The following is an 11,675-nucleotide window of genomic DNA, read 5'->3' as shown; positions in this document are numbered from 1 at the left end:
TGATTACTTCCTTAGCGAATACGCACGCGCTTTTCATTGCGAACAATGCTTTTCAACTCAGCTTTGAGGGCCTCCACAAACTGGTCGATGGATTCTTCTGTTTCCAGGTACACACCTTCACAGGTCTTGTTGTAGACGCTGGACACATTCACCTCGACAACAGGTTTAGGCTTAGCAACGGGTGGCTCTGGTTTTGTATCCGGGATCGGTGTGGACGTATCTGCGCCGGTTGGATCAGCTTGCTGAGCTTTCGCTGCCTGCTCTGCCTTGGCGCGGCGCTCAATCTCCGCCTGAACCGCTCGCTCAAGCTCATACAGACCATCATCAAAGCGTTCCGTGGCTGTTTCGGTTTGCAGCATGTAGATACCGGCAATACTGGTCTCCGTCTCTAAATCTGCTTTCACCAGTTGCAGTGGACGAAGTAGCCGGTTACTCAGCTCAGGTGAGCCAATCCCACTCTTGGCGATCTCGCCTTCAAGCTGTTTGATTTTGTCGTCCACTCGCTCAATGGCATGGGTTCGTTTTTCAGTTAGCAGACGTTCGTTGACGGTTTCTACTGCGCTTACCAGAGAAGCGACTTTGTGCAACATCCCGTAAGGCGTATCTGCTGATTCGATAGATTGCAGTTCCGACAAAGCCTTACTGGCTTCCGCTTCCTTCTCCAACGCCTGACGGTTCTTATCGAAGTGACGAAGTGCCTGCTGAAGCTGCTGCCAGGTGTGGATCTGGTTACTGAAGAATTCGTGGATGTCCCGGTAATCCTCCTCCAGATCGAGATAATCGTCCTTCTTATCCACGACCTGCTTGAAGAAATCGAAGCTATCATCATTACTAAGCAAGCGCTCCAGAGTCAGGATTGACTGCTCAATCACTGTCTTCCCTGGAAAACGGCCCACATCGGTTTTGCTCTTGTAGGATTTGAGGTTGGCCAGCCACTTGCTGAAGTGCTGAGTGTAAAACTCGAACAACTCCTTCTCGGTGGCAGGTCCCATCGAAGAGAACAGGTCTTGAGTCAGGTTACGCGCCTGCTTCAGCACTGCCTCATCGGTTTGGCGTTTCTTGATAATTGAGACTTCGCGGCGGCGGCGTGTATTCTGGAGAGGCTCCAGCGCTTCCCTGACAGGCAGCGTTCCACCCCCAAGTTGGAACGAGATCCGGCCAGCCGCAGCCAAACGGCCAACAATCAACAAAATCTCAGCATCTGGCCAGCCATACGGTCGCTTCGCGAAACGCTCAACAATGTCTGAAAGCAGGATACGCTCGGTCCCGGTCGCCCTAAGCCCGATGTATTGCTCAACATCGCGGGTTGCCTTTGGATTACCCTCATCACCTTCCAATGACAGGCCCATTTGTCCAATATCATCGACGGTCAGAACGGCATTAAGCTCGCGCCAAGGGTCTTGCTGGTAGACCTTGATATAGCTCAGCTTGGTGTAAGTATTCTCCAGCAGGTAGCGGCAGGCCTCATCAAGCTTGGTAAGTGCATTGGATGAAGATAGAGAAAGATGCTGACCAAGAGCGTAGACATCCGCTTTCAACAGCATGTCTTCCATCCGGGCACGCAGGCGCTTTTTACGCTCCTGGTTCTCCCGACCACGATCAGCCAAGATACGGGTAATGTCCGCTTGGGTACCATCGTCGTTCAGACGAATAAACTTGTTGGTCTTCAGCCAGGTGCGGAGTTCACTGAAGAACTGCTTATCATCGCCCAGCTTAATAAGGATTTGACCCTCGCCCTCTGCGCTTTTGTTGATGCAGCCAGCCTCAGAGTATTGGCTGTAATCAGTGTCCAGCGGTGACACCACTTCCACTTTCAGGTCAGCTTCATACTTACCGTCCAGGGTGTGTCCATCCAGGTACCGGCCAATGCTGTAGTCCATCTTGTTGGGCTGATGCCGGTATTTATTGGTATCTCGCAGAAGGTCTTTGAAAATCAGGTTGCTCAGTTCTTTGTTTTCTTCCGAGCTGGCAACGTCAGTAGCCTTAATCTTCTGAGTAATGTCCCGCTCTTCGTTGGTCAGGAACAGGAACTCATCACCATTACGGGTGATCAGGCTTTCCTTCTCCAGACGCTGAAGGCTCTCCTCGATACGTTTGCGTAGCGCCAGCTTGTCATCGTCGATTTTCTCAATCGACAGGGTGACCAGGTTATCGAGAGTTCCTTTGATCAGGTCTACATAGCGGATCATGAACAAGGTGCGGAGCATCTGAACATCGAAACTGTCCAGCGTGGCATTTTCACCGGCCTGATCGATGGTGCGTTTGACGGCTGTATCCAAGAAGCCCTCAACGGCACTATAGAAACGGTGCATGGGTACCAGAGCCCCAACCTCTTCCTTGGCGATGGAGCTGGCGGCCATTTGGAAGGCGTCCAGCATAGACCGTTCACCGTAAGCCAGGTGCGCCCCGGTGGCCCCGACTTTACGGATCTCCTCAAAAACCTTCTGTACCAACTGGAAGTGGTAAGGCGCAAACGGATAGTTATTGACGAAGCTATCTGGACCATCAAAGTTTTTGAGCGTAGGCCCGGAGCGATCGAAGGTAATTTGGTTCTTTAGAATATCGCCTTTCTGGTCGAAGACGGACTTGAGCATGTCCGCTGCTTCTGGAGTCTTACGCAGCAAGCGCTTCTGGATAACCTCATCAGTGTTCGAGCTGGACAGCGACAACCGGGTCTTGAAGCGACCGGCAATCTTGGAAAAATCGTTGGCTTTGGAAGATGACAGTTCACCCAATACCGCGTCCATATCGGCCTGAGAGGTTACTATGATCCAGGCACGCCCCTTACAGATAGTGCCCAGGTTTTCCGTGATGGTTTGCAAGGTCAGCATCAGGCGGGTATTACTGCCAATAAACTGACCAACTTCATCCACCAGGAACAGTATCCTGTGTTTCGGATCTTTACCGTCCAGGTACTCTTTGACCCAGTGACAGAAGTTTTCGACGGAGACGCTGAACGTCTCTTCGGATTCTTCAAACCATTTATGGGCAGCATCTGGTGACAGGTTCAATGCCTTGGAGATGGCCTTCTCTACGTCATCCTGATAGAACTGATATCCGTCACGCTCTTCAGTCCATGATAGACCGCTGGATTCTTCAAATGCGGTTTTGAAGGTCTCATAGGCCCCTTTCTGGGCCAAATGACGTTCCATGTGCGCGATGTGCGGGTGGTCGCCGCTAAAACCCTGGTGCTCATTGAAGACTCGTAGAAATACGTTGAGAATAGGGTTGCCGTCATCGTTTGAGCTGGCCTTACTGTCAATATTGAACAGAATGACATCGGAATGACCGCTTACGGCTTTATCAATATCTGCACGAATAAAAGCATCGCGGATCTTGTGTTCATCAAAAAACTCTACTGCGCTGCGTTCCTTACCTTCTGAATCCCGCGCCACCTTGTTGGCCAGAATATAGGATAAGGTCTTCAGGAAGTGTGATTTACCAGAACCGAAGAAACCAGAAATCCACACCCCCACTCGGTTAGCGATGGATGGGTCATTGAGATCGGTACCGTAGGACTGAAAGAAATCCCGAAAATGCTTCTCCAGCTCATTGGTCACCACATATTCATCCAGCTCCTGGTAAACAGTGGCATCATCATCCTGGTCAGCCTTAACAACGCCGTTAATTGAGCGATCCAGTGGCTTAAAAAAGAGTTCTTTGATGTTCATAGTGTGTTGATTCCCCTGAAATTCTTATTAATTGGTCGCCATCGCTTACGGAACCAACCTGAAGGCTCTGTAGTAATTGTTGCTGGGTATTCTCCCGAACAGGCTCATTGCCTGGCCGTTGTATTGGCCGGGATAAAACAGGACGACAGGCTTATGCCCCAACAGTGAATGAAGGCTGTTTAGCAGGTTGTGTGCTCGCAATAACGGCCAAACAGAACCCACTCCAGTAATGAAGATGATGTCCTGCTCGGTAGCGGAATGTTTTTCTGTCAGGTAAGGCGCGAATTTGTCCATGTGCAGCGGCCCTTTAAGGGCTTTCATCAAGGCCTCATCACCTTTGATCTTCTGCATCTCTATGGCTTTATCAACGAAGTTGCGATCGGCAAGATAACCGACCAGGCACTTGAGAAGATTGATGTTAACCACCTTCAAATGGCTGTGCTTTTTGGCCAGCATGACTTCAAGGAACTCAATGTACTCGCGAACATCCAACTCCTGCTCGGGCTCGTAATCAAATATCCAGAAGCTGAGGTCTCCTCCTAAGGTTTTGCCACTTAAAAACTCAGAGGAAAGTATCTTGTCTGGTATTTGATTCAACCGGTCGTGTAGTCGTTGATCCATAATGCCTATCCCAAAATGGCTAATGCTGATGCACTTACCGCGTCCATGCTGACACTTCCATGCACTTCCTGATTCTCTGTTTGTAATGCTCTTCAAGCATGATCCTGACCTCCGGCCGTACCAGAACATGCTGTAGTTCTAGCGTTCGGGTGCTCTTTAGATACCCCACCTCCGCAAGCATACGAAACGCCACCTGCCCCATTTTCTTCCTGGTGCTTTCTTTCCAGTCACAAATCGTAGGGTCTCGATGCGACCGGTCTTCCAGAAAATCCGTCCACACAAAGGCGTCGAGCTTTTCGGCTCGCGACCTATAAGCATCACGGAGAACCGTTTCCATAAACTCAACCAACAACAGGTTTCGCTCTAACGCGGCACAAAAGGCAACCTGCGTGGCCAGCTCATCATCGCCATCCCGAAGCGCTCGCCAGAACGCAGGCTCCAGGCGCTCAAGCCGCTTACGAATCGCTGTCGCATTACGTTTTGCTGAGGCCGGTGAACGTTTCTGCAACACGTTCTCGACGCGGATTGCCTCATCCCATTGCTCAGGTGTTACGCCGTCCATTAGCAAACCAGCAACAATACGGCTCTCTCTCACCATGAGAGAGCCTCCAACCAAGTCACTGTCATAATGGAACTGGTCTTTCAATCTCAGTCTCCTCTATGGCTCTGAGCCAAACAAATAGGGGCTCAGTTTCTTTCGGTCTGAGTCCAGAAGGACAATGGGAAACTTGAACTCATCGGCCGCTTCATCAACGGTTATCGCTGCCTGGTAACGCTGCAACGTATAGTGGGCTAGAGCCTTCCTGACCGAAATTTGGAGCCGCCCATCCGGCATTCCAAAATCCTTCTCGACAAGCGCTTTCTGGCCATCGTTCAGCTTCGGGTTTGGCACAAGCGTCATAACGGTACGCTCTTGCCATAGGGCGTCCTGTACAGAGTCAGGGGCCGGATCGGAAGCAGACTTGGGCGTCCGGTCTATCCTAGACAAAATGAAGTCTCTGAATTCACTACGCTTATGGCAATAGGCCCGAACATGCCAACGGAACCCGGTGTAAACCAAGGTATGTGGAGAGATTACTCTCTCGCTCCATACTGGATTTGTCATTGAAGCGTAGAGAATCTTTATACTGGATTGCGATCGGCAAGCTCGCAGTATTTCCCGGACAATTTCCGGTCGAACCGTACGATCGGGCAATTGGACCGCAGCAAGGTGATCTTCGGATTCCAGAGTCACTGCAACAGATTCGCCGACCAGACCAGAGATCATATCCAGATATTCGTTGATATGCCCTGTGGTTAAGACGGGCTGGAAGTCGCCCTGAGGCACGTATCCCTTCATTCCAGGATCATGGTAGAGGGAACCCGGATTATGGGCGCTAATGTAACGCTTAATATCGGAAGAGGCTTGCTGTCGGCTGATGCCAAACCAAGTCATCAGCCGATTGGTTACTAACCGCCCCTCCCAGTAGGCCAGCAATTCAATTGCTCTAAGTCTACGCAGAACTTCAAGCTTTTCGTCAGCCATGTGTAGCCTCGTAAAATCATCATGACGCCAAATTTACCCCTCAAAAAATTTACTGTAAAGTTTTTGTGCTGTAATTTCGAGTTGGACCGATAAAGGGTTCTGCTTGGCTGCGACCTCACAAAAAACTCAAAAAAAAACGGTGGAGCATTTCTGCATCCACCGTTATTAATACCAGCCCGTATCAGGCAGTTGGGGTTGTAGTTACCCACCGGTAGCCGCCACCATGAACAGTAGTTTTCCTTTGATATCGTTAATGTCATATACAGCGACTTCAGTGTCCCCCACCTCTTCGAGATAGGAATTGACATACTCAATATCGAAGGACTTCGGGTTTCCTTTCAGCTCAAAATCCAAGCTAGCTGCACAGTGATACCGATCCGTTGCATCGTCATATCCGAGTGTTTTGATATTGGTCACATCAAAGTTACTCAAGATTTCACGGTCAAATGCTTCACGTCCCCATACGGCCGTTTGGATGTTGCTCACGACGATATCAACGACCGTTTCTTTAGTAACCACATCAGAACAATCCAGAGTTCCACCAGAACATCCCGCGAGGAGCACTGGGAATACCGCTGTTACTGCACATTTACTGAGTTTAAACATTAAACGTCTCCAGCTTTCAGTTTTATTAGCTACCTTGCTAGCCACTAGCCTCGCCCCAGAGTGCCCAAAATAGAAGCTTGTTCTCGGTATTTTCACTTAATCTGGGCGACCAAGTGCCAGGCGCGGAAGCGCACCTGGCAGGGCATCTCATCAGGAGGGGGAATTAGCAGAACTCTTTACTTTGACCAGGGTAGTGATTGAGTAACCAATCCCGTATAGAGCAGCGAACATCCCCCACCCCATTGCAGCCTCGATATCGGATTCGGCAAATCCCATAACCAAAATCAAGCAAAGCGAGAAAAATACGATCCCAATAATCGACATGGTTTTTACTACGGACACAGTGGTCTCCTTATGTTGTCTAAATTCCCAAGATGCAGCTTCCGCCAACACCGACCAGATCCAGTCAGCTTAAAACTGCACAAAATCACACCTATAAAAGCCTTTTAGACCTCTATAGAGGCCCAAATGTACTTCAACGAGCGTGGATGGTCCACATGGTCTTTGTAAAACTCTTTTGGTTTCAAACATCTCCAAAAGGGCTTACCCGTGGATTCAGAGCAAGCCTCAAGGCTAGGAAAAGCATTTGGACGGGCGGTTAAAATCAGAAGGGTCGAGATAGGCCTTAGCCAGGAGGAGTTGGCAGATCAGGCCGGTCTAGCCAGGTCGTTTGTGTCAGGTATTGAACGTGGCGCAGCAAAGGCAACTATCGTGTCCGTTTGGAAAATTGCAGATGCCCTTTCCTGCAAACCATCCAACCTCTGGGAAACGGCGGAACGGATCTACCTTTCGGAAGGTTAGCTTTTTCCTGGTAGAGCTGCCAGAGCCTGCCGTCTCCGCCCTTTGGTATAACATTCACACCCCTGAAGCCAACCGCCCTCCCCCATCTCTTCCCAACTGTTTCTTGAGGGTCCCCATCTCAGCGGCTTCAGTTATGCGGCTAGCATGGCTCTGTGCTGAGGAATCTGTATGGGCGAAAAACTCTTCAAGAACCTCCCGCACCTCCTCTTCATCACATTCAGACAGCGCATTACCGAACCCCTTCCTCCCGGCCGCGTCCAATGCAGCCTGATCAACACCTTCTTCCTTTAGCTGCCTGGCCGTTTCCCTGGCTTCGGCCACCGCTTCCTGCAATGACATTCCTTCTTTAATCACCAGGTCCACATAGTAGATGGGCGTACGATGGCTTTGCGTCGTGCTTTTGCCTCGCAGTTTTAATTCCAGTGGCATATACGCCAGCAGGCCACCAGAGGCTGCCTGGTAGTAACTCAGCCTGGCCGCCAGGGTCCGAATACTGTTGTAACCCGTCGTGCGGAATATGAAGGTACCGAAATCATCATCCTCGCCAACCTTCACGTTCAGGCGCCCAAAGGGTTTGCACAAACCACCTTTACCAAACTCGCAAAGCATCGGCCCCGGGCACGGCAATGACTGAACCCCTGATTGGGTAAGGCGCTTGCAGCTGTCGCCGTTGCCAACACACAGGGGCCGTCCGCTTTTCCTGTCGAACATGGTGTATTCAGCCCGCAGGTTGAGGTCCGCGTCATTGAACAGCATCCGGACCGGGATGGTTCGCAGCTTGCCGTTCGGAGCCTCCTTTCTGAGCGACTCATCCAGTGGATGTAGCACCCATCCGCCCTTTTCCTGGATCTGGGATGTAATGGTGAATTGGTCGTCCTTCTGTGGCAGGCGGATACCATTCTTTTCAATTACCCGCCCTATACTGATACGCCCCAGCACCGGAGGCGTAATGGCTAAACCTTTAATCATGGTGAATCTCCTGTGAACAAGCGCCACGGGGCACTTGCCGCGCCCGCGTAGCCAATGGGGTGTTCATGCTTGAATGAGGAATCGCCGGCTTCCCGGCTTGGTAAGAGGGTATTGGTCCAGTAGATGAGGCTGATCCTTCAGTAGCTGCTTGACGTTGAGCCCAACAGAATCTTTGCTGCACCTCCAGCTCACACTGCCATTGGAGAAGGTTGCCTTTGACGCCTCGCCCATCTGGCTCTCGATCCGCTGTTTCAGGTGGGATTCGGTGGATCTGAGGCCTTCCATTTCCGAGCGGATGGCTAACAGTTCGTCAAAGGCGTCAGACAATTCCTTGCTTTGACTGAAGTCCAGGGTCTCGCCCTGATCCGCCGGATAGAGATGGCGCAAGGCTCGTTCGGCAGAATCAGAGCCATCGGCTGGCGGTGGCGTATCCATTTCCACGAAATCCCAGAACTGGCGTTCCAGCACATACAGTGCTTCGATGAGCTCTTCGTTCCGTTCAATACGGTAGATCCTCAACTCCTGACCGCATAGCAGCACACAAACGTCTGCCGCCTGCTTACCGGTAACCGCCAGTTGGTGCTGGACCTGGCACTGGATGTAGTCCGGCACACCTTCTTTCCAGAGACGACTCCCGAACTCCCCGGCGGTTTTGCACTCCAGGATCTGCACGTCTTCATTCGCCACAACGGAGTAATCCAGGTTGGCCAACATCCAGTACTTGTCCGGATCGGGGTGTTGCAGCACCGCATTTACCCGGCGCACCTTTCGCCCGGTCTGTTGGCTGTACTGTTCTGCCACGATGGGTTCCAGTATGTGCCCCCAGTAAACCGGTGAAGTTGGGTCGTCCGAATCCGGTTTTGGCAAACCAGCATCTCTGCCGGTTTTGACCATCCAGAGTTCCAACTGGGATTGATAAGGGTTCATGCCCACGGCTGCCGCAGCATCACTACTGCCAATGCCTTGCTTACGCACCCTCAACCATTCGTCCCGGCTGAGCCCCTTGGTGGAAACCAGGCGCAGTGCTGGCCGCTGCTTCTGAACTGCTTTTGCACTCATGCTCATGGTGATTTCCTTCAGACATAAAAAAAGCCCACCGGAGCCTGGTGCTCTGGTGGGCTTTATGGTGGTTTTGAGAGCCTGTGAATTGGCTCAGGCCACAAGCGACATGGCCTGCTCTAATGCACGATTTTTGATAGTTGCCCCGGTTCCGAACCAGGCTGAGTCCAACCGGTGGTCGACCGTTTTTGCGCGACGTTGATGATCAATGAATTCCGTGACGGCATTTAACAGGCCATAGGCCGTGCCTGCGGAGGAAGCCAGGTTGGCCCCCATGCCCTCACCTTCGTACAAGCTCAAGGCCCTGGCCATGGAGCGCTCGTTGGTTTTGCCGACTCCAGAACCGGAATCTTCAGTGAACACCTTGAGGAAGTAGTTCCTGGCCTCCGTGGCTTTCACTTTCCGTTCACTCAGGGTCTTCAGGCGATACATAAAATCGTCCCACGCGGAGACCGAGATACCCAGTTGCCTCTTCACAAGGTTCGCATCAAAAGCAGTGTTGTGCTTCACCTTGACGGCGTTGGTAGCGGAACCTTTCAGCGCCACCGCGAGGGTGTTGTTGCAGACCACGCGAATGCTGGTGAACTGGCATGTCGTTGCCATGGTGCCATCACAGGCAGTGGCCAACAGCACGTAGGCATTGGTCTGGTCATTGCCCTTAAGCACACCATGCTGGCCCGTACGCGCCAATGCCCACATCTTACGGCCACCTTTCAGGACGCCGGCAGTTTCCAGCTCAAAGCCAGACACCTCAGTCAGATCCCGGTAGAACTCCAGAATCTCCTCGGGTTGAACGACCTTGAAACGATTACCCACCACCGATAACGGCGCTTTGGTATCTGACCGGTAAAGCACCTTCGAATCTGGATAGGACAAGATCTCGCCCAGGTTGCCATTCGCATTGGTGACAAAGCGGACGGGGCTTTCCAGAATCTGCCAATCCAAACCGGCTTGCTTTGCCCAAACCTCCAGGGGCTCATTTGAAGTCAGTTCGTTCCCCAGGCCATGCCAAGGGGTTTGGCCAACATAGGCCATTTGCTCGATGAGATGAGCCATGGTTGTTCTCCTTTGGATTTGCGAGGGGAATTAGCGGATATCGTCGCGAGGGTCAGAGCTGAAGGAATAGCCGCAATCAAGACAGCGGTAGTTGTCGAGCACCCGTTCATCCAGGACATCGCCAAGGATGACGCCAGCGGAAGCGCCGGTGGCACCACCCAGCAGTGCACCAATGACGGCACCGCCGATACCGCCAACGGTCGCGCCGACAGGGCCAGCCACGACTCCGAGTGCTGCACCTGCTTGGGCACCTGCTGTAGCAGCGGCATAACCGCCGTAGGTACCGGCAGACGCACCGACCACACCAGCAGCCTTCTTGCCGTAGTTGTTCTTGCTAATCCGCCGGGACAGGCAGTTGGGGCATTGTTCAGACATAGGAATTACCTCTGTGAAGTAGGAGGGAAGGCACTGTCAGTGCCCTGGCTCACAGAGGTGATATAGGTTTGAAAATTTCTGGAATGGGTGAATGGCTAGCTACAGCTGCTACGCGTAGCAAACGTAGCAGCATTTTCGACACCGTCACGGCCGAAAAGGCAGCTCTTTCAGAATATTCTGGGATATTTCGGAAATAAAATTTCCTTGTCTCCCCCTCCCATTTAGCCTGATTACCAGACTAACGAGGAGACACAAAATGACAGGCACCCCAAAAAGACACATCCGCTTTATACGGTTGAGGACCGTCATGAATAAAACGGGCCTGTCGCGCTCAACAATCTACAACAAACTCAAGCAGGATTCGAAGTATTTCGATCCAACGTTCCCAAATCAAATCAAGCTCGGTGGCGGTGCAGTCGCATGGATCGAACATGAAATCGACGACTGGATGGAGGACCAGATAGAGATTTCACGCAGCTAATCGCACCTTAGATAAAGGAGTAAGAGAATGTCTTCAAACTGGGGAACCACCAGTCGATGGGGGCTACCAGCAGCCCCAACATTAAACCTATTTGAACGGTATCAGGAGCTTCCACACCCTTCGCGCCTCGGCCTGTTGGGAGAGGCAGTGTGCCATGCAGGCGAATCTGTACAAACACCCTATTCAACGACACTGCTTGTGGCTTTAACCGCAGCTTCCACAGTAACCCAAGCACTGTGTGACGTAGAACGACCCGCGGGAGGACCGACGTCCTTATCCCTGTTTACTTTGATGATCGCAGGCTCCGGCGAACGAAAGTCAAGCCTAATCAAGTACTTCTTTCAGCCAATTCGAGAAGCTGAGGCTTTGGCAGAGCAAGAATATAAGTCCCTTTCTGACAAATGGGAGCAGGAGATGCACATATGGGATCTACAGCGCAGGGTACTAGAAAAAGCTTTGAGCAACGCCCTCCGAAAATCCCTGACCTCAAATACGCAGGAGTCTTGAAGTT

13 protein-coding genes are annotated in these 11,675 nt (G+C 51.7%); 3 read left to right on the top strand and 10 right to left on the bottom strand.

What is annotated here, in order from left to right; all coding sequences use genetic code 11:
* Positions 1-11 precede the first annotated feature (11 nt).
* The 6 genes from brxC to BMZ67_RS18490 all read right to left on the bottom strand — a co-directional run bounded on the left by brxC (position 12) and on the right by BMZ67_RS18490 (position 6,765).
* Positions 12-3,671, bottom strand: coding sequence for a BREX system P-loop protein BrxC (gene brxC, locus BMZ67_RS06955; protein ID WP_092021229.1), 3,660 nt, complete (start codon positions 3,669-3,671; stop codon positions 12-14).
* 45 nt (positions 3,672-3,716) lie between these two features.
* Entirely contained in the window at positions 3,717-4,292 is a 576-nt protein-coding gene (locus BMZ67_RS06950) for a DUF1788 domain-containing protein (RefSeq protein ID WP_092021228.1), read from the bottom strand.
* Between the two features lie 34 nt (positions 4,293-4,326).
* The gene (locus BMZ67_RS06945; protein ID WP_092021227.1) at positions 4,327-4,938 is read right to left on the bottom strand and encodes a DUF1819 family protein; all 612 of its coding nucleotides are present in this window, start codon (positions 4,936-4,938) and stop codon (positions 4,327-4,329) included.
* A 12-nt stretch (positions 4,939-4,950) separates the two neighbouring features.
* Positions 4,951-5,817 carry a helix-turn-helix transcriptional regulator gene (locus tag BMZ67_RS06940; protein ID WP_092021226.1) on the bottom strand — a complete coding sequence of 289 codons (867 nt, stop codon included), beginning with the start codon at positions 5,815-5,817 and terminating at the stop codon, positions 4,951-4,953.
* A 201-nt stretch (positions 5,818-6,018) separates the two neighbouring features.
* Positions 6,019-6,423 (bottom strand): hypothetical protein, encoded by a 405-nt coding sequence (locus tag BMZ67_RS06935; RefSeq protein WP_139214340.1) that lies wholly within the window; start codon positions 6,421-6,423, stop codon positions 6,019-6,021.
* Positions 6,424-6,573: 150 nt separating this feature from the next.
* Positions 6,574-6,765, bottom strand: coding sequence for a hypothetical protein (locus BMZ67_RS18490; RefSeq protein WP_139214339.1), 192 nt, complete (start codon positions 6,763-6,765; stop codon positions 6,574-6,576).
* 207 nt (positions 6,766-6,972) lie between these two features.
* Here BMZ67_RS18490 and BMZ67_RS06930 point away from each other — a divergent pair, with 207 nt between their 5' ends.
* On the top strand, positions 6,973-7,224 hold the full coding sequence (locus tag BMZ67_RS06930) for a helix-turn-helix domain-containing protein (RefSeq protein ID WP_092021224.1): 252 nt from the start codon (positions 6,973-6,975) through the stop codon (positions 7,222-7,224).
* A 54-nt stretch (positions 7,225-7,278) separates the two neighbouring features.
* On the opposite strand, the gene BMZ67_RS06925 is transcribed toward BMZ67_RS06930, so the two are convergent.
* The 4 genes from BMZ67_RS06925 to BMZ67_RS06910 all read right to left on the bottom strand — a co-directional run bounded on the left by BMZ67_RS06925 (position 7,279) and on the right by BMZ67_RS06910 (position 10,683).
* Positions 7,279-8,193 (bottom strand): recombination directionality factor, encoded by a 915-nt coding sequence (locus BMZ67_RS06925; RefSeq protein WP_092021223.1) that lies wholly within the window; start codon positions 8,191-8,193, stop codon positions 7,279-7,281.
* A gap of 63 nt (positions 8,194-8,256) precedes the next feature.
* Positions 8,257-9,258, bottom strand: coding sequence for a YqaJ viral recombinase family nuclease (locus BMZ67_RS06920; protein ID WP_092021222.1), 1,002 nt, complete (start codon positions 9,256-9,258; stop codon positions 8,257-8,259).
* 87 nt (positions 9,259-9,345) lie between these two features.
* Positions 9,346-10,308 (bottom strand): DUF932 domain-containing protein, encoded by a 963-nt coding sequence (locus tag BMZ67_RS06915; RefSeq protein ID WP_092021221.1) that lies wholly within the window; start codon positions 10,306-10,308, stop codon positions 9,346-9,348.
* A 30-nt stretch (positions 10,309-10,338) separates the two neighbouring features.
* The gene (locus BMZ67_RS06910; RefSeq protein ID WP_092021220.1) at positions 10,339-10,683 is read right to left on the bottom strand and encodes a hypothetical protein; all 345 of its coding nucleotides are present in this window, start codon (positions 10,681-10,683) and stop codon (positions 10,339-10,341) included.
* Between the two features lie 256 nt (positions 10,684-10,939).
* Between BMZ67_RS06910 and BMZ67_RS06905 the strand changes: the two genes are divergently transcribed.
* On the top strand, positions 10,940-11,164 hold the full coding sequence (locus BMZ67_RS06905) for a helix-turn-helix transcriptional regulator (RefSeq protein WP_092021219.1): 225 nt from the start codon (positions 10,940-10,942) through the stop codon (positions 11,162-11,164).
* Between the two features lie 27 nt (positions 11,165-11,191).
* The gene (locus BMZ67_RS18825) at positions 11,192-11,671 is read left to right on the top strand and encodes a DUF3987 domain-containing protein (protein WP_092021218.1); all 480 of its coding nucleotides are present in this window, start codon (positions 11,192-11,194) and stop codon (positions 11,669-11,671) included.
* Positions 11,672-11,675: the final 4 nt, after the last annotated feature.

It is taken from the genome of Marinobacter zhejiangensis (genome assembly GCF_900114775.1).
GTDB classification, from domain to species: domain Bacteria; phylum Pseudomonadota; class Gammaproteobacteria; order Pseudomonadales; family Oleiphilaceae; genus Marinobacter; species Marinobacter zhejiangensis.
The sequence above is the reverse complement of the archived record's forward strand: the minus strand, read 5'-3'. Positions and strand labels throughout refer to the sequence as shown.